Origin of the sequence: Belliella buryatensis, assembly GCF_900188245.1 — a bacterium.
Classification (GTDB): Bacteria; Bacteroidota; Bacteroidia; order Cytophagales; family Cyclobacteriaceae; genus Belliella; species Belliella buryatensis.
This window is the reverse complement of the sequence record NZ_FZOK01000008.1, coordinates 1-23,425: the sequence shown is the minus strand read 5'-3', so window position 1 is coordinate 23,425 and position 23,425 is coordinate 1. Positions and strand designations below refer to the sequence as shown.

The following is a 23,425-nucleotide window of genomic DNA, read 5'->3' as shown; positions in this document are numbered from 1 at the left end:
AAAACTTAGCGGTTCGATCACCCGCTTTATCAAAAATTATCATGGAAAAAAGAGACGTAGTAGCAGCAGGGCTAATGCTTCCTGTCATGGAAGCTTTTTATACGATACAAGGAGAGGGTACTTTTTCTGGTCATCCTGCATATTTCATTAGATTGGGAGGATGTGACGTGGGTTGTGTATGGTGTGATGTCAAGGATTCTTGGGAGGCTGCTAAATGGCCTGTTTTATCCATTGAGGACATCGTGGCAGAGGCAAAGCAATACACAGGACGAAAAGTAGTGATCACTGGAGGAGAACCTTTGATGTATAATCTTGGACCACTAACTGCTTTATTGAAGTCGGAAGGGTTTTCTACCCACATGGAGACCTCAGGAGCACATCCATTTTCAGGAGACTTCGATTGGGTATGTTTTTCTCCAAAGAAGTTCAAAGCGCCACATCCAAGTATCTATGAGCATGCAAATGAACTAAAAGTGGTCATTTATCATGTGTCAGATTTTGATTTTGCTGAAAAACATGCTGCTTTGGTTCAAAATGACTGTCAATTGCTACTTCAGCCAGAATGGAGCAAGGCTGCTACTTTCACTTCAAAGATTATAGATTACGTAAAATTTCACCCAAATTGGAAAATATCCCTACAAACCCATAAATTTATGGATATCCCTTAGATCTATGAAGCAGGCCCTTTTATCTATTTTGCTGGTTTTGACATTTTTGACAGTCAGTGGTCAGACCTATACCATTATAGATAACAGAGCGATTAGACTTCATGAAGAAGGAGATGAATTGATTCAAAAGCGGCAATATGATGATGCCATTGCCAAATTTAAGGCTTCAATCAACAGGGAAGCGAACTTTTTGGAATCCTATCTAAAATGGGCTAGGATACTGTTAACACAGGGTTTTCCTGACCAGGCTATTGAAATCGCCGAAAGGGGGTTGAAGCGGAATATCAAGGCGCCTAATCAGCTTCTCGGGGAATTTGCTTGGTTGAAGGTCCATTGTTTTTTAAAGTTGGGAGAATTTGACCAGGCTATAGCTGCTTTTGACCAAAGTGAACTGTTGCTCAATCCTACCTTCCAAAACCAACGTCCATTTAAGGAAATGAAGGATCAAATCAGTTTTATCCGAAGTCACTTAGAAAATCCGTTTGTGATCAAGAAAGAAAAGCTAGAAGATCCCCTGAATCAATTTGTCTTACAGTATTTCCCGGTGCTCACAGCTGATAGCAAGAAGCTTCTCTTTACCAAAAGAGATGGATTGGCTAATAATGAGCATGAGGATATCTTTGTGGCCTATTTTGACGAAGAGGAAGGTTTGTGGTCTGATCCAAAAAGTATTGCTAATAGTATCAATACAGCTTACAATGAAGGGACATGTACCATTTCTGCTGATGGGAAAATTTTGATTTTTACTTCTTGTCAGATGCCAGACTCCTTTGGGGATTGCGATTTGTATATTTCTTACAAAGTCAATGAAGTATGGCAAAGACCAGTGAATATGGGGAAGAATGTCAACTCAAGAGTTTGGGACTCTCAGCCTTCACTTTCTGCAGATGGTAGTATTTTGTTTTTCTCTTCCAACAGAAGGGGTGGCTTTGGGGGGAAAGATATCTGGTACACTTTGAGAATGCCGGATGGGTCTTGGTCTGAAGCCAAGAATCTAGGATCAGAGATCAATACAGCTAAGGATGAAGTATCTCCTTTTATCTACTTTAATAATGAGATTCTTTTCTTCGCTTCTGAAGGACATCTTGGATTCGGTGGATTAGATTTATTCATGTCTCGTGTGGAGAAAGGCGTATTTTCTACACCAGAGAATCTAGGCTACCCGATCAATGATCATCAGGATCAGTTGGCACTTTTTATCACAGCTCAGCGCGATTATGCATATTATACTGAGACCGTTTTTAATGAAGGAAAGCAAGAGCGCTCTTTTATTTATAGGTTCAAATTCCCTGAAGAAATTTATTTAGGAGAAAAACTGATGGTGACCCAAGGTCGCGTATTTAATAAGAGTACAGGTGAACCTGTGGAAGCTAAGTTGTCTCTTGTTGATCTAGCTTCTGATAGCACTATGTATGAATTTAAGTCCGATGGGAGAACTGGGGACTTTACCATGCTTTATCCCAATCGACCTGCTTCAGGGCTTTATGTGGAGAAAAAGGGCTTTCTGCCAAAGATTTACAATGTAGATAGAGATAGTTTGGCCAATCAGAAGAATTTAGATGTGGAGTTGATTCCAGTGGCATCAGGGGAGGAGTTTGTTTTCGAGAATATCTTTTTTGATTTTGATAAGACCGATCTAAAACCTGCTTCTACTACTTCACTAAAGCGACTGATTTCATTTTTGCAAGAGAATCCTAATGTTCAGATTATGATAGTCGGCCATACAGATAATGTAGGTAGCGAATCCTATAATCAAGAGCTGAGTTTGAGAAGAGCTGCCAGTGTCAAGAAATATCTAGTTGAAAATGAAATTTCTGATGAAAGGTTACAGATTTCGGGGAAAGGTTCTCAGGTTCCATTAGTGTCTAATGACACAGCGAGCAATCGAGCTTTAAACAGAAGAATCACGGTGAGTATATTGTGATGTTTGACAAATAATATGGTGTTATTAAATTTTGTAGTGCCATAATGTTGTCTATTTATAAATTAAACTATTTTAATATTGTAGAGAAATTTTTTGCGCAAAATGAATCTTTTGTTGGGGCTCAATCATATTATTTTAAATATAAGATTCATTTTTATTTATTCAAAAACTACATATAAAAAGTATAAAAAAAATAAAAATAATTATATTTTATATGTTTTTGATTTTTAAAGTTTATTTTTTTAAATTTTTATGTAAATAACTAAAGAAATTACCTAGTTATCAATTTAGTTTTTAGTATAAATGAGTCGTTAATAAAGGTTAAAAAAAAATTATATTTTGATTAACATTAAATATATCAGTCTTATTTTGGTTTTGTTTCTTTATTAGCGGTCACTAGTAGAATTATATTCTTTAATTGATTCAAAAACCTATTTCAATATTTGTGAATTGACCAGAGATCACTTTTAAATTTTTTGATAATAGTTGGATTATATCGAGTTAATGAATAAAATTGAGCTATCGTTAAACCAAAAAAAACAAATATGAGGAAAGTTTTACTTCTAGGACTCGCGCTTCTTTTTGTAGGTGCTTCGGCATTTGCTCAAAGTCGTGTTGTAACTGGGACGGTGATTTCTAGTGAAGATAATCAACCGGTTCCAGGTGTTACAGTTCTGGTCAAAGGAACTACTATCGGGACAGCTACTGATCTTGATGGTAAGTATTCTATTAATGTACCAGAATCAAACAATGTATTAACCTTCACTTTCATTGGATTGAGAGCGCAGGAAGTTAACATCGGAAGAAGATCAGTAGTTGATGTAACTATGGAACCTGATGTTCAATCACTATCTGAATTCGTAGTAACATCATATGGTGATCAATCAAAAAGAGAAATTACTGGTGCGATTGCTTCTGTGAAAGGTGAAGTCTTCCAAGATTTGCCAATGCAGTCGTTTGATAGAGCGATGCAAGGACGTATTGCTGGTGTTCAAGTTACTTCTACTACTGGTCAACCAGGTGGTACACTTACGGTTCGAATTCGAGGTGTCGGTTCCATTAATGCTGGTAATGATCCACTATATATTGTGGATGGAGTTCAGGTGTCAAGTGGTGGTCTTTCAGGTCAAGGTTCTCAAAATGCCTTAGCATCTATCAACCCAAATGACATTGAATCAATTGAGGTTTTGAAGGATGCTGCTGCTGCTGCGATCTACGGAGCTCAAGCGGCTAATGGAGTAGTTTTGATTACTACAAAAAGAGGTGCTAAAGGTGATACTAAAGTTAGGCTCTCAGTACAGAGAGGTATAGTTCAACCTTTGAATCTTTATGATGTAATGGATGCAAGAGAATTTGCCTCAATCAAAAGAGAGGCTTACATCAATGCTGGATTGAACCCTGCAAATGCTGCTAATATATTTGGTAATCCAGAGGATCCAAATCTTCAATCTACTGATTGGCTAGGAGCACTTTATAGAACTGGTCAATTGGGTATTTATGATCTTTCAGTTTCTGGTGGTGATGAGAAAACACAGTTTTTCTTATCTGGATCACATACTAACCAAGAAGCTCAAATCATCATGTCAGATTATCAAAGATCTACTGCTAGATTGAACTTAACGCACAGGCCTAATAAGAGATTGACGGTATCAGCTAATTTGTCTTTGGCTTATCAAAGAACCAATGGTACGATTGATAGAGGTAATTTTGTGAATGGCCCTTTTGTTGCCGGATTTTCTGCGAGACCAAATGTTCCAATTTACAATGAAGATGGATCATTTGCTCCATATCCATCAGCTCACCTCTTTGGATACAACATTGTACAAGGTGTCAACGAAGAGTTGAGAAGAGGTACTACTGTTCAATCTGTTTCTAATTTGCAGTTGAACTATCAATTTGCTCCATGGTTGAGCTTTACCTCTTATTTCGGTATAGATTTTTCTGATAACAGAGATGAAAACCATAGACCTGCTACAATCCCAGCGTTCTCTTCTTATGGTGGATCTGCTTCATATACAGACAGAAGAAATAATAACATCAATACCAACCATAACTTCAACTTCAACAAGAAGTTCAACGATGTTCACACTGTATCTGGTATCTTAGGATTTGAATATGTGGGTTCTCAATCTGAGCTTCAAACTGCTACAGGTAGAGGTTTTGCTAATCCAGCATTGAGATATTTACAAAATGCAGCTGTTCCTTTTGCCATTGGTGGTAACTTCACCGAATTCAAAAGGTCAGGTGTATTCAGTCAAGCTAAATACGAATATGACGATAGATACACTGCTGACTTTACTTTGAGAAGAGATGGTCACTCAAGATTTGGTGAGCAAAACAGATGGGGTACTTTCGGTGCAGTGTCTGCAGGTTGGAGAATGTCATCTGAATCATTCCTTCAAGATGTAACATGGTTGGATAACTTGAGAATGAGAGCATCTTATGGTGTGACCGGTAACTCAAGCATTCCTAACTTTGCTTCTAGAACGCTTGTAGGAAATGCTGGTCAATATCTTGGACAAGGAGGTTTGGCACTATCTCAATTAGGTAATGATCTCCTTACTTGGGAAGAAGCTGAAACCTACAATATAGGTCTTGATTGGACTTTATTCAATGGTAGAATCATTGGTACAGTTGATTTCTGGAGAAAGAATTCAAATGAGCTTCTTTTTGGTACTCCCCTCCCTGCTGATTCAGGTTTTGGTTCTATTACCAGAAATACTGGACAAGTTAGAAACCAAGGTATAGATTTTGATTTGCAGACTACAAATATTGTAGCTGGTAAATTCAGATGGACTACAGCGTTCAATGTGACTTTCTTGCAAAATGAGTTGATCTCTTTGTATGATAATTTGGATAGAATTGGGAATGACTTGATAGTAGGCAAGCCTATCTCTTTCTATTATATGAACGAGTTTCTTGGTGTTAATCCAGCCAATGGTCGTCAGATGTTTGATGATGGAGCAGGTAACTATACTTACATTACGGGTACTGGTTCTGTTAGATACATAGGTAGTGCACTACCTAGCTCTTATGGTGGTCTTTCAAACAACTTCTCTTATGGCCCATTCTCTATGGAAGTATTCTTCCAGTACCAGTTTGGTAACCTAGCATTCAACCAAGATTTATATAATCTAGCAAGTATGGGTACTGGTCCAGGCAACCAGTTAAGAGCAATGAATGATTATTGGAGACAGCCAGGTGATATCACCAATACAGCAAGGCCTTTTGAAGGGGGTCAGGAGCCGGGTACATCTAATGTGAACCAAGCTTCTACTAGACTTCTAAGTGATGGTAGCTATATCAGATTGAAGCAGGTGACTCTGAACTATGCAATGCCTAACGCTTTGGCTTCAAAACTTGGTATGAGACAAGCTAATTTGTTTGTTCAAGGAATCAACATGTTGACTTTTACAAAGTATAATGGTATAGATCCAGAGGCAAACTCTCTTGGAAGTACTTTTGGAGCCTTTCCAAACTCTAAGCAATTCACTGCTGGTGTAAGTCTTAACTTCTAATTAGAAATCAGATATGAAAAATATATTTAAAATTTTGGCTTTAGGTAGTGCTTTAACTGTGGCTAGCAGTTCTTGTTCTGACCTATTAGATACTGAGCCAAGGCAAAGTTTAACTACCCAAATAGCATTTGCAGATGCAGAAGGTTATCAATCTCTTTTGTTTTCAGCATATGGTGGTTTAAGAGGATTTGGTGTTTACGGTCAAACTTTGATTGTTGCGCCAGATGTGATGGCAGATAACTTGAGAATTATTGCAAATACTGGACGTTATATTGGTCAAGAACAAAATGCAGACAGAGCTCATATAGGTCTCTGGGGTACAGGATATTTCTCTACGATTAATGATACTAATATTATCATAGATGCCATTGATGATCCTGATTTGCCAGGTTCTCAAGCATTGAAAAATAGGGTAAAAGGAGAGGCCTTAGCTATTAGAGCGCTCCTTTATCATAATCACGCTAAGGTATATGGTTACGAGCCCGGTAGAGAAGTGAATGGATGGAACTTGACTACTATTCTCAGAACAACACCTACTTTAGGTTTCTCTAATGCGGATTTTAGAGCTAGAGTTACCAATACGGAATTATATGCACAAATGGAGGCTGATTTATTAGCAGCCATTCCGTTGTTGCCAACTGCTGCAGTTGGATCTTCAGGAGTGTATAGAATTTCTAAGGGTGCTGCCGAGGCCTTACTGGCAAGAATTTACCTTTATGGTGGTAAAAATGCTGAAGCAGCTGCTATGGCTTCTCAAGCGATGACTACATTCGGTCTTGGAAATGATGGTTCAGGTCTTTTGACTCCTGCGAATTATGTTTCTGCATTTTCTACAGCACCTAATCCAGAGTCTATTTTCGAAGTTGAAATTAGAGCTGTCGATTGGTCAGGAGTGGACGGTGTGAATAACTCTGTTTGTTCTTTGGTAGCGAATGTTTTCCCTTCTGCACAGTTTATTTTAACTGCAACTCAAGATTTATTAGATAAATATGAAGAGGGGGATGTGAGAAGAAATACTTGGATTCAGACCACTAGAACTGGTTCACCAGAAGTAGTATTTAGAAGTGCCAAGTGGCTCGGTCATAAAGGAGATTTCTTGGAAAACCTTCCTATCATGAGAGCTTCTGAACTTTATCTTACAAGAGCTGAGGCTAGACAGAAAACTGGAGATAACGCAGGAGCAAGAGCTGATATTAATGCTTTGAGAAGTCGTAGAGGTCTGGGGCCTGTGGCGGCTGATCTTTCTGGCAATGCTTTATTCAACAAGATCATGGACGAGAGAAGAATTGAATTGGTATTAGAAGGTCATAGATTCTTTGATCTGAAAAGAAATGGTATGCCAATCACTAAAGGCGGTAGATTTGAAGATCTTCCTTACAATGACTATAGACTTCTTGCTCCACTCCCTCTTGCTCAACTTCAGTTGAACGAATTGTTGGTAGATAACCCAGGTTATAACTAAAATTAAGAAAATCATGAAATTGAATAAATTATATAGCCTAATGGCAGTTTTGCTAACCATGTTTGCGACAACTGCATGTTTCGATGAGCCTGGCACTACCATCTTATGGGATGGTGTACAAGTAGAGTGGCAAAATGCTAATCTACCCAATGGGGTGACAAGAAACTTTGTTAGAACCAGTTCAACTCAAGTTGATGTAACAGAATTTCAAGTAAACCTTGTTGCTGCAGCGCAATCATCTCCGATCACGATTACAGTAGCTGCAGACCCTGCTTCTACTGCGATAGAAGGTGTTCATTACGAGTTACCTTCCTCCACAATTACGATTCCAGCTGGACAGAATGTTGTTAATTTCCCAATCAGAGTTTTGACTGGAAATATTGATCCTTCTGAAACGCCTGATTTGTTGTTGACGATGACTACGGCTACTGGCGCAACCATAGCTGAAAATTACAAAACGCTTGATTTTAGAATTAGAGTTATTTGTCCATCGGATCTTGCTGGAACATATACCGTTTTCTGGGAAAGATTACAAACTGGAGATGGTTCTGGTGGAGCAGCACAGACAGCCACTAATTTTGTAATTAATGCTGCAAATGAGGTGACTGTAACACAAGTAGCAACAGGTGTATATCAAGTAAATGATATGTCATTTGGAATGTACCCAGGTATCTATAGTGATTCTAGACCTGTGGGAAGGTTTTCTGATACTTGTGACGTTATAGATGGTGCTTCTACTAATGTTGATCGTTATGGAGATCCTTTTACAATTGAAGGAGTTGTAAACTCTGACGATACTATTACCATTACTTGGAGTAATACTTGGGGTGATGGCGGTACAGTCGTGTTGACATTAGTTGAAGATTAATAATTGAAATAATTAATTCTTATAAAAAAGAGGGTTTTACCCTCTTTTTTTTTGAACTTACGCTTAAATTATGAGTTATTTACAATAAAAAGTAACCTATGATTAAGAGTATTATAACACTAATATTTTCATTGGCAATTTTTCAAATTTCATATTCACAAGAAAATGCAAATAAGGATGTCAAAGAAAATATAAAGACAGCTAGGTATGACATTATTGTAAATTTCAATAAAACCTATAAAGATTTACTTTTACCTAAGGAAGAAATCAAATCAATAGCTCAAAAGAGAAATATTCCAATTTTTCTAGAACTAGAAAATAATGTAACCGCAACTCTCCAGTATTTTGATGAATCTAATTTCCCAATTTATTATTCTACTAAAAATGTGGGAGCAGCCAATTCTGTTGGAGCTACTGCATTAAGGCCTGGTGGTGATTTAGGGTTGAATCTTACTGGCAATGGAATTACTGTGGGTATTTACGATCAAACTAGACCAAAGCCTGATCATGTGGAATTTGGAAATCGTTTAACTCAAATAGATGGTTCGTCTGAGAATTTAAGCAATCATGCAACCCATGTGACGGGTACAGTTCTGGCTTCTGGCGTAAATTCAGGAGCAAGAGGAATGGCATATGAAGCTACAGGCTGGGCTTTCAATTGGGATTCTGATTTGTCAAAAATGAACGCCAATGCTTATGATCCTGTAGAAAAAAACAATGGTCATATTGTTTCAAATCATTCTTATGGAATAGTTACGGGTTGGTATAGAAATTCTAGTGGTGCTTGGGTGTGGTCTGGTAATCCTTCTGTTAGTCCAGAAGAAGATTATAGGTTTGGCTTTTATTCCACAAAAAGTAAGGGCTTAGATGACTTGGCATTTGCAAAACCCTACTATACCATAGTATGGGCTGCTGGTAATGATAGGAATGATGTAGGCGATGGAACCAGACCGCCGGATGGTCCAGAGGATACAATCGGTCCAGAAGGTGTAGCTAAAAATGTGATTACAGTAGGAGCTGTAAATTCAGTTTCTTCTTACACTGGACCAACTTCAGTGGCCATGAGTTCTTTTTCTTCTTGGGGGCCTACGGATGATGGTAGGATTAAGCCTGACTTAGTAGGTGTTGGTGTTAATGTTTTTAGTACTACGATTGCTAATGGTGGGACTACTGATAGTTATGGTTCACTTTCAGGTACATCAATGGCATCGCCTAATGTTGCTGGTTCCTTAGTTCTTTTACAACAGTTATATAAAGAAAGGAATAATAATGATTTTATGTTAGCAGCAACGCTTAAAGCCCTTATCTTGAACACTACAAAAGAAGCTGGTCAACATGATGGCCCTGATTATGTTTTCGGATGGGGTTTATTAGACGCCAAAGCAGCAGCTGAGATTATTCTTAATGAAGATGGGAGTTCTAATCTTATTAGAGAAGAAGTTCTCAGTAATGGCAGTACCTATGAGTTTGAATTTATTTCTGATGGAGTGACTCCAATTAGAGCTACAATTGCTTGGACTGACCCTAGTGGAAATGTATCTCCAATTTCTTTAAATCCTACAGATTTGAAATTAGTAAATGATTTAGATCTTAGAATTTTTGATGATCAAGGAAAAGAATTTTTCCCTTGGTCTTTGGATCCATCAAGAGGTGCCACAGGGCCTGCTAGACAGACAGAGGATAATTTTAGAGATAATATCGAACAAGTTTTTATTGCTAGTCCTGAAGCGAGGAAATATACCATTAGTGTCTCTCATAAAGGTAACCTAGTTAATGGGGGACAAAATTTTTCTTTGGTAATGACAGCGGGTTCATTACAAGGAAGCACTGAAACATTATATTGGATTGGCCCTGATAATGGACAGTGGGATGATGTTAACAATTGGTCTTTCTCAAGAGAGGGGAGTTCATCGAATAAGTTGCCTGAAAGTGGTACTAGAGTTGTTTTTGATGGAAAAGTAAGCCTAGTTGCTCTAAATAATCAAGTGGAAATTTCGAGTTTGAATGTTTTTGGTGATTCAAATGTAGAAATTGATCTGAATGGAAATAATATCCAAGTTAGAGATGGTCTAAGAATAGCAGGTAATGCCACTTTAATTAAGAATGGTAAAATAACTTTTGCTACTGAATCGAATAATACACAACTTATTTCCTTGATCAATACGGAGTTCGACGGCGTAGAATTGATTATTGATCAAGGTTTATGGAGTTTATTGGAGTCCACTACTCTTGACGAATTGACAATTAATTCTAGTTTGTCTGTTACACCAACTCATTTAAGAATTAATAAACTAAGTATAAATAATACGGGGTCTTTAGCTGGGGCTATTCAGGAATTAGACTTTAAAAAGAAAGTTGAAATTACTTCTGAAGCTTTTTTCAGTTCAAATCTTAGATTTAATTTTACGGGTGTTGAAAGTTCTGAATTTGTTAATAGTTCAACAAGGCCAATACGTGAGGTAATTATGTCTGGATCTGGAATATTGATGTTTCAAAGTGAGTCTCCTGTTGATAGGTTAATTCTGTCTGGAGGAATTTTTATACAAAATTCAGAAATGTTACCAGTGAATTATCTTCAATTTAGAAATGGTGGTGACTTAAAATTAGGGGATAGAAATTCAATTCTTGTCCAAGAGAATATAGAATCAACAAATTCTGGAAATAATAGAAGTGTTATTAGTTCAGAAAATCGAGGAGTTATAATTCATGACTTATATAAAAAATACTGTTTGGAAGGTGTCGATGTTATAAATGTAGACCTACAAGGTGATGCAATAATTAATTTGGGAGAAAATTCACAAATAGTAAACTCTAATAATTGGATACAACTAAGATGTGAGGATGTTTTGTTTGCTGACTTCAGGGTAGATTATGCATGTTTAGGAGGAGTTACTGAATTTATAAATTTGAGTGAGGGCGAAATTGATAATTATATATGGTTAATTAATGGTGAACAAGTAAGTTCAGGGCAGAATCTTTTTTTTCAATTTGAAAATACAGGATTATTTGAGGTTGACTTGATAATATCTTCGGGAGAATTTGAAACTCAAATTCAGAAAGTGGTCAATGTTGCTACATCAAATCTTGCTAAGCCTAACATTGTAATCAATGGTGATCTTTTGACTTCACAATCTCCTGGAGAAAGATATCAATGGTATTTTAACGGATCTCCTATTGAAGGAGCTACCTCAAGATCATATCAGACAACAGGTGATGGTTCTTATCAGGTAGCAATATTTGGAGGTAATTGTAATAGAATATCTGACCCTGTAATAATCACAGCAATTGTTCAGCAAGAACCTGATTTAAGTAGATTTGGGGTTTTTGTAGGACCAAACCCTACTAATGGTATGATTAATGTTGCAATATCTAATGAATACATCGGCGAAATTGAAATTGATGTTTTAGATGTTACAGGAAAATTGATTAGAAATCAAGGTATATACAAAGCAGATCAAGATTTAGAGATAGAACTTCAATTAATTGGCCCAAAAGGTCTTTATTTGTTATTAATTAAGACAAATAATTATATCTTGCGTAAAAAAATTATAAAAAATTAAAATGAAAAAGTTATTAATAGTATTTGGAATTTTTCTTGCAAATCTATCTTATGGTCAGATAGCAAATATTGATTTAAATGGAGTCCCTTTAAGAGTAACGGCTTATTCTGGCATAGATGGTTCTCCTTATTTATATGATGAATGGAGTAATGCAGATTTGACGATGAAAGGCGGTTCAATGAAGGAGAAGATTTCGGCGAGATTAAATATTCATGACAATGAGTTAGAGGTAATTAATGAAGCAGGAAATAAAATCTTACTTGATAAAAGCTATCTAACTTCATTTGTTTTAGAAAGGCCAGCAATTGTCTTAGCAAGAGAAGAAGGATTGTTGTCTAGACTTACTTTCAAAAATGGATTTGAAAATATCAAAGGTTTGACAACAAAGGATTTTGTGAATGTACTAGCAGAAGGGCAGAAGTATACTTTAGTTAGGAAGTTTTATTCAGATTTGGTGACTCCACCAAAAAATAGTTATACTCCTACGCCTGGTAGGATGTTTGTGTTTGAACAATCATTTTATATCATTGATGATTCTGGCGATGTTAATTCTGTTAGAGCTAAATCATCAAGTATCACAAAAGGATTGTCGCCTCAAGATAAAGCTTTAGCCAAACAAATTATTAAAGAAAATAAATATGACTTATCGAGGGAGGATCATTTGGTTAGTTTTTTCATGAAACTTAACTCTAGTAAGTAATAAATTTATTAGATTTATAAATACCCTTCTGAAAAACCATTTCAGAAGGGTATTTTATTTTTGATTGCCAAATTATAGCACTAAAATTAATCTAATTCTTATTTCAAGATCTTTTCCATAAATTTGCAAGCCAAATCAGAAAGTAATGATACACGTTTGCAGAAAGGAGCATTTTAATGCTGCTCATAAATTATGGAATCCAAATTGGTCGGAAGAAAAGAATGTGGAAGTTTTTGGTCCCTGCGCAAATGTAAATTGGCATGGTCATAATTTTGAATTAATTGTTACGGTAAGGGGTTTGCCTGATCCTGACACAGGTTTTGTTGTCGATCTCAAGGAACTAAGCACGCTGATTCGGAAATTGATCATTGACAAAGTTGATCATAAAAATCTTAATCTTGATGTGGAATTTATGATTGGTAAAATGGCAAGTTGTGAAAATCTTGTCCTAGAATTTTGGAAAATTCTAAAACCTGAGGTAGACAGAATTGTGTCACATGGGAGTCTTTATAAGCTTACACTTTATGAAACTCCGAGAAACTTTGTGGAATATTTTGGAGAGTAGTATTCTTAGACTAATATTGTTAAAGGTTGATGAAAGCAACCTTTTCCTTTTTATTTGATTAGCTATCTCTTTTACTTCATTCAAATGAAATACTACATCATCTCTGGAGAACGGTCAGGTGACCTTCATGCTTCTAATCTCGTCAAGGCTCTTTTAAAAATTGACCCTTCAGCGGAGTTTGTGGGAATGGGAGGTGATTTTTCTGAGAAAGCAGGTCAAAAGCTTAAAGTGCATTATCAGGAAATAGCATTGATGGGCTTTTTGGAAGTGATTCTTGGCTTTAGAAAAGTGCTTAAATATCTATCCATCGTAAAAAAGGATATTCTAACTGAGAAGCCAGATGTGGTTGTTTTGGTTGATTTTGGTGGGTTTAATATGAAAATTGCCAAGTTTGCTAAACTCAATGGGTTTAGAGTACATTATTATATCCCTCCTAAAGTTTGGGCATGGAATCAAAAAAGAGCTTTGAAAATTCAAAAATATGTAGATCAGGTCTATTGTATTCTACCTTTTGAAGTTGATTTTTTCAAAGAATATGGTGTAAATGCCACTTATGTTGGGAATCCATTATTGGATGAGTTAAAAGGGTTTAGCCCCCACGAGTTTTTTTATCAAAAAAATGAATTAAGCTATCAACCCATCATAGCACTACTTCCAGGCAGTAGGAAACAAGAGGTGATGAATATGATGCGTATTATGGTAGATATGGTTGGTCAATTCCCCAATGCTCAATTTGTAGTAGCAGGGGTAAAGAATTTGCCTAAAGTACTTTATCAATCAGCAGAAGAGACGGGTATAAAAGTTATTTTTGATCAAACCTATGACCTACTACATTATTCGACGGCAGCCATAGTTACTTCTGGGACAGCGACATTAGAGACAGCGTTATTTAGAGTTCCGCAGGTAGTTGTTTATAAGACTAGTACGCTGAGTTATGCTATTGCGAAAAGGCTGATAAGAGTACCGTATATTTCACTGGTGAACCTAATAGGAGAAAGAGAGATAGTAAAAGAGTTAATTCAAGAAGATTTCAACAAGGATCGTTTAGCCAATGAATTAAATAAAATCTTAAGCAATCCGGTGTATCGAGGAAAAATGCTACAAGGATATGATGAAATCAAAGATAAGATTGGCAATCAAGAGGCATCCAAAGAAACAGCCATTCTAATTTTAAAAAGTTTAAGTTAGGCTATTAACCTAGTTTAATAATTAATTCTTGATTTTTAATCACATGATAAAACCCAAATAAAATTAAAAAGGGGATGGTTTTGGCCATCCCCTTTTTAATTTTAAGCTACCTGAAGTTTTTTGAACTTTGATTTGTCAAATTGTTCTTGAGCATATTTTGCGTCTATGACTAGCTCCTTGATTGCTTCATTAGAAGGTAACTCGTACATGGCGTCTGTTACTATAGCTTCGCAAATTGAGCGAAGTCCTCGAGCACCTAAGTTATATTCCATAGCTTTCTCGACAATGTAATCTATTCCGCTTTCTTCAAAAACCAAATCAACCCCTTCCATATCCATTAGTTTTTGATACTGTTTGGTCAAGGCATTTTTAGGCTCTGTCAAGATACTTTTCAATGCATCTTTATCCAAGGGATCTAAGTGTGTTACGACAGGGAGTCTTCCAATCAATTCAGGTATAAGCCCAAAGGATTTCAAATCTTGAGCAGTTACATATTGAAGCAAATTTTCCCTATCTGCATGGGCTTTTTCCTCCATTTTAGCAAAGCCCAATGGTTGAGTGTTGAGGCGTCTTGCTATATGTCTAGTAATACCATCAAATGCTCCCCCACATACAAAGAGTATATTTTCTGTATTGACAGCTATCATTTTTTGATCAGGATGTTTCCTGCCGCCTTGAGGTGGTACATTGACTACTGTACCTTCAAGTAGCTTCAGCAAAGCTTGTTGTACACCTTCTCCACTTACATCTCTCGTTATAGATGGATTATCAGACTTTCTAGCAATCTTGTCAATTTCGTCTATATATACGATACCCCTTTCTGCAGCTTCCACATTGTAGTCTGCTGCTTGTAGAAGTCTTGTTAATATACTTTCTACATCCTCACCTACATATCCAGCTTCTGTCAAAACGGTCGCATCTGCAATACAAAAAGGGACCTCTAAGGTTTTAGCTAATGTTTTAGCCAAATAGGTTTTACCTGTTCCTGTTTCCCCAACCATGATGATATTTGATTTTTCAATCTTGATTTCATCGTCATTAGTTTTTTGCTGCAATCTTTTGTAGTGGTTGTAGACAGCCACAGTTAGAACCTTCTTGGCATCCTGCTGACCGATTACATATTGATCTAGATACCCATTGAGTTCCTTAGGCTTTTTGAGTTGAAATTTCTGATTTTTCGAAGGCTTTTTTGTTTTCTCCTCTTCAGCCAAGATCTGATAGGCTTGATCTATACAGAAATTGCAGATATGGGCAGAAATACCCGAAACCATCAGATCTACATCTTTTTTATTTCTACCACAAAAGGAGCAAGTCGTTTGAGCCATTTTTATCTTTTTCTAATCAATACTTCATCAATTAAGCCATATTCTTTGGCTTCAGGTGCTTTCATCCAATAATCTCGGTCTGAATCCCTTTCGATTTCTTCGTACGTTTTTCCTGAATGTTGCGCAAGGATATCATACAATTCTTTTTTCATCGAAAGGATTAGCTTCAATGAGATTTCCATGTCTTTTGATTGACCTTGCATCCCGCCAGAAGGTTGATGAATCATTACTCTAGAGTGTTGGAGTGCAGATCTCTTGTCTTTTGCTCCTCCAGCAAGTAGTACAGCACCCATTGAAGCAGCGATACCAGTACATATGGTAGCAACATCTGGGTTGATGTATTGCATGGTATCATAAATTCCTAGGCCTGCCGTAACAGAACCTCCAGGGCTGTTAATATATAGCAATACATCTTTTTTAGGATCAGTAGATTCCAAGAAAAGTAACTGAGCTGTGATGATATTAGCTATAAAGTCATCCACTTGAGTTCCCAAAAAGATGATTCTATCCATAATCAATCTTGAGAAAACATCAATTTCTCGAAAATTTGTAGGCCTTTCCTCAATGACAGATCTAGTCATTCCATTAATAAATGTGTCATATTGGTCAAAGGCATTTCCGCTGATGCCATGATTGTGAACTGCGTATTTTCTGAATTCGTCTTTATTAAACATATTTGTTTTGTTTAGTCGTTTACAAAAATAAAAAAAGCCCTTACTTAATGAAGGACTTTTTCTAAACGATTTTGAATCTGAATTAGTTTTCCAAAAGTTCCTTGAACTTATCTATGGAGATAACTTCCTCAGTGATATCTATTTTTTCTTTGACAAATGAGAGAACTTTCTCGTTTTGTACAGAAGTAAGCATTTGCATATAATTTTGTCCTTCATTGCCTTGAAGGTAATTATCTACAAACATATCCATGCTAGATTCTAATTGAGCTCCCATGCCAGAAGAAGCGAATTGCTCTCTGATCATCTCTTTGGTTTTCTCAATTACATCTTCATGTTCTCCTTTGATTTCATTATTTTTAGCAATCTCGTTAGAAATGATCGTCCAAGATAGTTGTTTTGCATAGATTGGGTATTCTTGATCTACCTGCTCTTGAGTTACTTTGCCTTCATTGGCTCTGAACAACCACTCTTTTAAGAAATCTTCTGGAAGGTCGATATTCGCTTTTTCAATCAATGTATCTTTGATTTTTTCATCGCTAAACACCCTCACCTCTTTATTATAATTCTCTGACATGATCGCATTTACTTTTTCCATAAATGCCTCCTCTGAGTCAACTTGGTCAGGGCCAAAAACTTTATCAAAAAACTCTTGATTCAATTCAGCGTCTTCAGTTCTATTGATGTTTTGAACCAAGAAAGTAAATTTACCGGATAACTTTTCTACTTCAGATTCTTCTACACCAACTACCTCGGCAAGGTCTTCTTTGATTGCTTTAGAAGGATCAAATTCTACAATGTCACCTTTAGATAAACCAATGAATTTTTTCAAAGATCTTCCATCTACTTTGGATAAAGGTAGAGAAAAAGTCTTCTCGAAAGAACCATCCAAAGCTTTTATGTCACCGTAAAGGAAATCACCTTCTTGACTTACTTCGGGATTTGTCATTTTCCCATATTGTCTTCTTAAGTTTGAAACAGCATCATCAATTGTGGCTTTATCCACCTCAAGGGTATAGCTTGTCACATTCAAAGATTTGTCAAAATCTACTTTAATGTCTTCCACAAATCCGATTTTGTATTCAAAATCAAAATCCTTTTGATTAGCCCAATCAATTTGATCTGCGTTTTCGACCACAGGAAGAGGATCTCCAAGGATTCTAAAAGTTTGGGATTTCAAGTAGTCATTCAAGGAAGTTGAGAGCATACTATTGATCTCGTCCACCAAAACAGAAGTCCCGTAAAGCTTCTTAACCATTGCGATTGGTGCCTTGCCGGGTCTGAAGCCTTTGATATTGGCTTTCCTTGCGTAATCTTTCACTTTAGCATCAACCTTTGGTTGATAATCTGCTTCATTTAACTTAATTTTAACTGAAGCCTGATTTGCTGAATGCTTGTCTAATGTAATTTCCAAGGTATTTTGATTTTGATTTGTGTTTAACTAAAAACCCCCAATCTCTTTTCTCCTTTCGAAGAGCCGAAGCTGTCTCGAAATCGGAACCGTGATTGAGGGTTTGAAAACGTGCGGATAGAGGGACTCGAACCCCCATGCCTTACGGCGCTAGATCCTAAGTCTAGTGCGTCTACCAATTTCGCCACATCCGCTTATCTAATGTGGACGCAAAGGTAATAACGAAATCGAAACTTGCAAAAGTTGGTTTGAAAAAATATTAAAAAAAGTAGAAAAAAATTATTGAAGTCCTCGTTGCTTTAATTTTGGAATTGTTTTTACCTTCGAATATATGATACAAGTTGATCTGGAAGAAGAAAGAAAGGAAATACTGAAGCGATATAGAAAATTGCTTAGACTGGCAAAGCCATTGCTAAAGGCTGGAGATGCAAAGATCATTAAGAAGGCTTTTAATGTCTCTAACGATGCGCATAAGGAAATGAGAAGAAAATCTGGAGAGCCTTACATATACCACCCATTGGAGGTAGCTTTAGTGTGTGTGGAAGAGATAGGCTTAGGCCCTACTAGTATAGTAGCGGCACTACTACATGATGTAGTAGAGGATACAGAGTGGGAGTTGGAGGATATTGAAAGAGAATTTGGCCATAAAGTAATGCAAATTATAGATGGTCTGACCAAAATCTCTGGTGTTTTTGACTATGGGTCATCTCAGCAAGCAGAGAATTTTAGAAAAATGCTGCTCACACTTTCCGATGATGTAAGAGTAATCTTGATTAAGATAGCAGATAGACTTAACAACATGCGAACACTATCTAGCATGCCTCGCCACAAGCAATTGAAAATTGCCTCTGAGACGATGTATCTCTATGCTCCACTTGCCCATAGGTTGGGATTATACACCATTAAATCGGAATTGGAAGACTTGTATTTGAAGTATACTGATACGGACACCTATAATTTCATTATAGAAAAAATAAACGAGACCAGATTATCTAGAAATAAGTTCATCAAAACTTTTATTGCCCCAATCGAGGAGGAATTGAAGGCCCAAGGGTTCAATTTTTCTATCAAGGGTAGGCCAAAATCTGTTTATTCCATTTATAATAAAATGAAAAAACAGAATATTCCTTTTGAAGAAGTTTATGACCTCTTTGCAGTAAGGATTATTATGGATTCCGACTATGATAATGAAAAGGCCGATTGCTGGCAAGTGTATTCTGTGGTGACTGATTTTTATAGACCTAATCCCGATAGGTTAAGAGACTGGATCAGTACGCCAAGATCTAATGGCTATGAATCTCTTCATACCACCGTGATGAGCAATACTGGACAATGGGTGGAAGTTCAGATCAGAACGCAGCGCATGGATGATATTGCAGAAAGAGGGTATGCGGCTCATTGGAAATATAAGGATAAAGAAGCTGCAACAAATAAAGCATCCCCTGGATTAGACGATTGGATTACCCAAGTCAGAACGCTTTTAGAATCCAATGATGGTTCTGCTATTGAGTTTATGGATGACTTCAGGGGGAATTTGTTCCACGATGAAGTATTTGTGTTTACTCCTAAGGGAGACTTAAAAGTAATGCCTTTTGGCTCAACTGCGCTTGATTTTGCCTTTGAGATACATACTGAAGTAGGAGCGAAGTGCATTGGAGCCAAGGTCAATCAAAAACTCGTCTCGATCAATCATAAACTCAAAAATGGTGATCAAGTAGAAATACTCACTTCCAATAAGCAAAAGCCTACTGAAGATTGGCTGAATGTAGTCGTAACTTCAAGAGCTAAAGCTAAAATAAAGGATGCGCTAAGGGAAGAAAAAAAGTCCTCCATCCTTGATGGTAAAGAAATCGTTCAGCGAAAATTGAAGCAAATGAAGTTGGAGTTTAACTCAGAAACGGTTGAGCAGCTACGTGCGTATTTCGAAACCAAGACAGCTAACGAGTTCTATTATAAAGTAGGCAAAGGTATAATTGAGTCTACTTCTATCAAGAGTTTCAAAGACTTTAAGGATGATAAACGTCAAAAAAGTAAGTCCACACTAGATATCGTCAAAGACGAGTCTTCTTTCACCAAGCAAATTAAAAGTCTTAAAGGACCTGACCATGACCAGCTTTTGATAGGGGAAGACATGGACGTGGTGGATTATATTTTGGCAAAATGTTGCAACCCAATACCAGGGGATGATGTTTTTGGGTTCGTTACTGTGAATGAAGGGATCAAGATTCATAGGACATCCTGTCCTAACGCACTTGAACTACTATCAAATCATGGCAATAGAGTAATCAAAGCGAAGTGGACTAGTCAACAAGAAATTGCATTTCTAGCAGGTCTCAGGATCGTAGGCACAGATAGAGTTGGGTTGATCAATGATGTCACCAAAGTGATCTCTAATGAATTAAAGGTGAACATGAGATCGATAACAGTAGATTCCGATGCAGGAATATTTGAGGGCACTATCAAGTTATATGTTCATAGTACCCAGCACCTAGAAAAGTTAATGGGGAATTTAGGAAAAGTTGATGGGGTAATAAAAATCACAAGATTTGACTATTAGGGAAAGTTATCTCAATGGAAATTATAAAGTAAAGACAAATAACTTCTCGTGCCTAGAGCAATTGCTATGCTATTTAATTATTTGAATTATTTCTAAATAAGAACAGTTATATTTGAAACAAAAACAAAAGAAATGGCCTTGAATGAAACCCTTTTTGAAGAGGTAAAAAAAATATTCACTGCATATCTAGAGAATAAGAAATTAAGAAAAACCCCAGAGCGTTATGCAATCTTGGAAGAGATTTATGGGCGTGGTGGCCACTTTGATGTGGAGTCTCTATATATCAGTATGAAAAATAAAAACTACCGTGTCAGCAGAGCCACTGTTTATAATACCTTAGACCTTTTAGTGGAATGTGATTTAGTTACCAAACATCAGTTTGGTAAAAACTTAGCACAATATGAGAAGTCCTATGGTTACAAGCAACATGATCACCTGATTTGCGTAGACTGTAATCAAGTTTTAGAGTTTTGTGATCCAAGAATTCAAAATATTCAAAACACAGTGGGAGAAATATTGAATTTTAAAGTTCTTCATCACTCTTTGATTTTATATGGTAATTGTACAAAGGAAAAATGCGAAAATAGGGAGATGATATGAAATTGAACTATCAATTGGAAAAGGCTGGAAATATTCAGTATTTACATATTCAGGGAGATCTGATAGGAGATGATGTTGGACCAAAGCTAGTCGAGATCGTCACCAATGCAGTCAATGATAAAATCAAAAGCTTCGTCATAGACCTCAAGGAAGTGAGGTATATTTCATCTAGTGGTATTGGTGTTTTGATAACCATGCTTACTAAAATGAGAAACTCTGGCGGTGAAGTTTACTTGACATCTCCTTCCGAGCATGTCAAAAAGCTTTTGATTATAACTAAGTTGAATAACATATTTACAGTTTTTGATTCAATTGAAGACGCGAAGAAAGAAATATCTTAGCAGCCTCGATTCTCCTTAAGTCTTCAATACGATCTATTAATTGAATTTCCTTTTAATTAAAGAATAGTATGTTTTGCAGAGTCAGTGATTCTTGAGCCTTCTTCAGGTTTAGCTAATTTACTTTTTTATTTTCTGACCGCGTAGCCTCTTATTTATAATAAATACATTCTTTTACTTGCAATTATTTAACCTTATTCCAAACTTCACGCCTCAAAAAGAATACTAACCGATCAGTCAAAATATAATCAAATGAAAATGGATGTGCTTTTGGGCCTACAGTGGGGCGATGAAGGAAAAGGAAAAGTAGTCGATGTGCTAGCTCCCCAATACGATGTAGTAGCCAGGTTTCAAGGTGGGCCTAATGCAGGTCATACTTTGGAGTTTGATGGAATAAAGCATGTTTTACATCAGATTCCCTCAGGAATTTTCAGGTCCAAACTTGTAAATATCATTGGTAATGGTGTTGTTTTAGATCCTGTCGTTTTAAGAAAGGAAATTCAAGGGCTTGGGAAATTCAATATTAACTTCAATGAAAATCTATACATTTCAAAAAAAGCAACAATTATTATCCCTACACATAAGCTACTTGATGCAGCTTATGAGAAATCCAAAGGTGATAAAAAGATTGGCTCAACTTTAAAGGGAATTGGGCCAACATATCAAGATAAGATAGGGAGGGTTGCCTTAAGAGTTGGAGATATCTTGGCAGAAGACTTTGGAGCGAAATATAATGCCTTAGTTGAAAAACATAAGACGATTCTGTCATTTTATGACTTCCCACTTGATGAACTTCCGGAACTTGAAAAAGTGTTCTTTGAGTCCATTGAATTTTTCAAAACTCTTAATTTAATAGATAGCGAGTATCAAGTGAATGAACATTTGTCGAAAGGACAAAAAGTTTTAGCAGAAGGAGCTCAGGGCTCCTTATTAGATATTGACTTCGGGAGTTATCCATTTGTGACGAGCAGTAGTACGATGACAGCTGGAGCCTGTACTGGCTTGGGAGTTGCACCAGCAAGAATAGGGGAAGTTTATGGTATTTTCAAAGCCTATTGTACTAGGGTTGGTAGTGGGCCATTCCCTACAGAGTTATTTGACCAAGATGGGGAGGACATGAGAAAAGAAGGAAATGAATTCGGTTCTACCACAGGGAGGCCAAGAAGATGTGGTTGGATTGATTTACCAGCTTTGAAATATTCAATTATGATCAATGGGGTTACCCAACTATTCATGATGAAAGCAGATGTATTAAATATATTTGATAATATCAAAGTATGTACCCATTATCAATTACCTGATGGTTCATTTGTAGACAGACTTTCTTATGAATTAAATGATCAAGAAGCAAAGCCTGTATATAAAACCATAAAGGGTTGGAATCAATCATTGGCTCATGTCACGACTTATGATGATTTCCCTAGTGAATTGAGGAATTATGTTAGTTTACTAGAGGATGAACTTGGTGTTCCGATCAAAATGGTCTCTGTTGGCCCAGATAGGAAACAGACCATTTTAAGATAAATAGTAAATAGCTCGGAGTAATTCGAGCTATTTTTTTTCTTAAATCCGAGAATCTCGCAATGTAGACTGAATTCTAAATTGAGGGAGTCTTTCAGCATTATGATTTAAGATTTAATTCTTCTCAATTTTTCTCATTGATTTTCAATGTAGTAATAAAAATGTTTAAAAAACTTTGGATTGAGTTCTTGTAAAGTGGGAAATAAGTTGCACTTTTGCAATCCCAAACGGGGGTAAAGTAATAGGGACGGGATAAATGTTGCAAGGTGTTTTAAAATATTTTAAACTTTTTCGGTTTAAAAAGATTGCCTGATCAAATAACTTTCTTACCTTTGCAATCCTGTTCAACGGAACGGGTTAAAAATACAGAGTCGAGAGACTACATTTTGGATTGATAAGAAGTCCAAAAAAGTTCATTGAAGTGATGTAAGACGAAACGATTGAGGGCTATTTTGGATAGTTTTCAAGTTAAGAATAAATAAGAGCCGATAGGAATAATCTACGAGAGTAGAGATAGAAACTTTACAATGGAGAGTTTGATCCTGGCTC

The 23,425-nt window shown here is 36.5% G+C and carries 16 protein-coding genes and 1 tRNA gene; 13 read left to right on the top strand and 4 right to left on the bottom strand.

From position 1 onward, the window contains the following. Nucleotides 1-41 precede the first annotated feature (41 nt). The 9 genes from CHB66_RS09270 (at nt 42) to lpxB (ending at nt 14,453) form a co-directional block, all read left to right on the top strand. Complete coding sequence (locus tag CHB66_RS09270) at nt 42-668, top strand: 7-carboxy-7-deazaguanine synthase QueE (protein WP_089240260.1); 627 nt, start codon at nt 42-44, stop codon at nt 666-668. Nucleotides 669-672: 4 nt separating this feature from the next. Continuing rightward, nucleotides 673-2,592 (top strand): OmpA family protein, encoded by a 1,920-nt coding sequence (locus CHB66_RS09265; RefSeq protein ID WP_089240258.1) that lies wholly within the window; start codon nt 673-675, stop codon nt 2,590-2,592. Between the two features lie 545 nt (nt 2,593-3,137). Continuing rightward, a complete protein-coding gene (locus CHB66_RS09260; RefSeq protein WP_089240256.1) occupies nt 3,138-6,110 on the top strand; it encodes a SusC/RagA family TonB-linked outer membrane protein in 2,973 nt (990 codons plus the stop codon). Between the two features lie 13 nt (nt 6,111-6,123). Beyond that, entirely contained in the window at nt 6,124-7,572 is a 1,449-nt protein-coding gene (locus CHB66_RS09255) for a RagB/SusD family nutrient uptake outer membrane protein (RefSeq protein WP_089240254.1), read from the top strand. 13 nt (nt 7,573-7,585) lie between these two features. After that, nucleotides 7,586-8,440, top strand: a complete 855-nt coding sequence (locus tag CHB66_RS09250) for a hypothetical protein (RefSeq protein ID WP_141107383.1) — start codon at nt 7,586-7,588, stop codon at nt 8,438-8,440. Nucleotides 8,441-8,538: 98 nt separating this feature from the next. Continuing rightward, nucleotides 8,539-12,000 carry a S8 family serine peptidase gene (locus CHB66_RS09245; protein WP_089240250.1) on the top strand — a complete coding sequence of 1,154 codons (3,462 nt, stop codon included), beginning with the start codon at nt 8,539-8,541 and terminating at the stop codon, nt 11,998-12,000. 1 nt (nt 12,001) lies between these two features. Further along, nucleotides 12,002-12,700 (top strand): hypothetical protein, encoded by a 699-nt coding sequence (locus tag CHB66_RS09240; protein WP_089240248.1) that lies wholly within the window; start codon nt 12,002-12,004, stop codon nt 12,698-12,700. Between the two features lie 145 nt (nt 12,701-12,845). Further along, nucleotides 12,846-13,265, top strand: a complete 420-nt coding sequence (locus CHB66_RS09235) for a 6-pyruvoyl trahydropterin synthase family protein (protein ID WP_089240246.1) — start codon at nt 12,846-12,848, stop codon at nt 13,263-13,265. 84 nt (nt 13,266-13,349) lie between these two features. Further along, a complete protein-coding gene (gene lpxB / locus CHB66_RS09230) occupies nt 13,350-14,453 on the top strand; it encodes a lipid-A-disaccharide synthase (RefSeq protein ID WP_089240244.1) in 1,104 nt (367 codons plus the stop codon). 101 nt (nt 14,454-14,554) lie between these two features. Here lpxB and clpX read toward each other — a convergent pair whose 3' ends face one another. The 4 genes from clpX to CHB66_RS09210 form a co-directional block, all read right to left on the bottom strand. After that, nucleotides 14,555-15,778 (bottom strand): ATP-dependent Clp protease ATP-binding subunit ClpX, encoded by a 1,224-nt coding sequence (gene clpX, locus CHB66_RS09225; RefSeq protein WP_089240242.1) that lies wholly within the window; start codon nt 15,776-15,778, stop codon nt 14,555-14,557. Between the two features lie 2 nt (nt 15,779-15,780). Continuing rightward, a complete protein-coding gene (locus CHB66_RS09220; RefSeq protein WP_089240240.1) occupies nt 15,781-16,452 on the bottom strand; it encodes a ClpP family protease in 672 nt (223 codons plus the stop codon). 82 nt (nt 16,453-16,534) lie between these two features. Continuing rightward, the gene (tig, locus tag CHB66_RS09215) at nt 16,535-17,863 is read right to left on the bottom strand and encodes a trigger factor (RefSeq protein ID WP_089240238.1); all 1,329 of its coding nucleotides are present in this window, start codon (nt 17,861-17,863) and stop codon (nt 16,535-16,537) included. 109 nt (nt 17,864-17,972) lie between these two features. Then, nucleotides 17,973-18,054 (bottom strand) — tRNA-Leu (locus tag CHB66_RS09210). Between the two features lie 137 nt (nt 18,055-18,191). Here CHB66_RS09210 and CHB66_RS09205 point away from each other — a divergent pair. The 4 genes from CHB66_RS09205 to CHB66_RS09190 all read left to right on the top strand — a co-directional run bounded on the left by CHB66_RS09205 (nt 18,192) and on the right by CHB66_RS09190 (nt 22,879). Further along, nucleotides 18,192-20,417: a RelA/SpoT family protein gene (locus tag CHB66_RS09205; RefSeq protein ID WP_089240236.1), complete on the top strand. Its 2,226-nt coding sequence runs from the start codon at nt 18,192-18,194 to the stop codon at nt 20,415-20,417. A gap of 132 nt (nt 20,418-20,549) precedes the next feature. Further along, nucleotides 20,550-21,017, top strand: coding sequence for a Fur family transcriptional regulator (locus CHB66_RS09200; RefSeq protein ID WP_089240234.1), 468 nt, complete (start codon nt 20,550-20,552; stop codon nt 21,015-21,017). After that, complete coding sequence (locus CHB66_RS09195) at nt 21,014-21,358, top strand: STAS domain-containing protein (protein WP_089240232.1); 345 nt, start codon at nt 21,014-21,016, stop codon at nt 21,356-21,358. The genes CHB66_RS09200 and CHB66_RS09195 overlap by 4 nt, the downstream gene beginning before the upstream one ends. Before the next feature lie 249 nt (nt 21,359-21,607). After that, nucleotides 21,608-22,879, top strand: a complete 1,272-nt coding sequence (locus tag CHB66_RS09190) for an adenylosuccinate synthase (protein ID WP_089240230.1) — start codon at nt 21,608-21,610, stop codon at nt 22,877-22,879. Nucleotides 22,880-23,425: the final 546 nt, after the last annotated feature.

Excerpts from the sequence above, each read along its gene's own strand:
- CHB66_RS09205 (WP_089240236.1), top strand. The coding sequence starts at position 18,192 with ATGATACAAGTTGATCTGGAAGAAGAAAGAAAGGAAATACTGAAGCGA.
- CHB66_RS09260 (WP_089240256.1), top strand. The coding sequence starts at position 3,138 with ATGAGGAAAGTTTTACTTCTAGGACTCGCGCTTCTTTTTGTAGGTGCT.
- CHB66_RS09200 (WP_089240234.1), top strand. The coding sequence starts at position 20,550 with ATGGCCTTGAATGAAACCCTTTTTGAAGAGGTAAAAAAAATATTCACT.
- CHB66_RS09270 (WP_089240260.1), top strand. The coding sequence starts at position 42 with ATGGAAAAAAGAGACGTAGTAGCAGCAGGGCTAATGCTTCCTGTCATG.
- CHB66_RS09220 (WP_089240240.1), bottom strand. The coding sequence starts at position 16,452 with ATGTTTAATAAAGACGAATTCAGAAAATACGCAGTTCACAATCATGGC.
- CHB66_RS09235 (WP_089240246.1), top strand. The coding sequence starts at position 12,846 with ATGATACACGTTTGCAGAAAGGAGCATTTTAATGCTGCTCATAAATTA.
- CHB66_RS09240 (WP_089240248.1), top strand. The coding sequence starts at position 12,002 with ATGAAAAAGTTATTAATAGTATTTGGAATTTTTCTTGCAAATCTATCT.
- CHB66_RS09250 (WP_141107383.1), top strand. The coding sequence starts at position 7,586 with ATGAAATTGAATAAATTATATAGCCTAATGGCAGTTTTGCTAACCATG.
- CHB66_RS09265 (WP_089240258.1), top strand. The coding sequence starts at position 673 with ATGAAGCAGGCCCTTTTATCTATTTTGCTGGTTTTGACATTTTTGACA.
- CHB66_RS09255 (WP_089240254.1), top strand. The coding sequence starts at position 6,124 with ATGAAAAATATATTTAAAATTTTGGCTTTAGGTAGTGCTTTAACTGTG.
- CHB66_RS09195 (WP_089240232.1), top strand. The coding sequence starts at position 21,014 with ATGAAATTGAACTATCAATTGGAAAAGGCTGGAAATATTCAGTATTTA.
- clpX (WP_089240242.1), bottom strand. The coding sequence starts at position 15,778 with ATGGCTCAAACGACTTGCTCCTTTTGTGGTAGAAATAAAAAAGATGTA.
- lpxB (WP_089240244.1), top strand. The coding sequence starts at position 13,350 with ATGAAATACTACATCATCTCTGGAGAACGGTCAGGTGACCTTCATGCT.
- CHB66_RS09245 (WP_089240250.1), top strand. The coding sequence starts at position 8,539 with ATGATTAAGAGTATTATAACACTAATATTTTCATTGGCAATTTTTCAA.
- CHB66_RS09190 (WP_089240230.1), top strand. The coding sequence starts at position 21,608 with ATGAAAATGGATGTGCTTTTGGGCCTACAGTGGGGCGATGAAGGAAAA.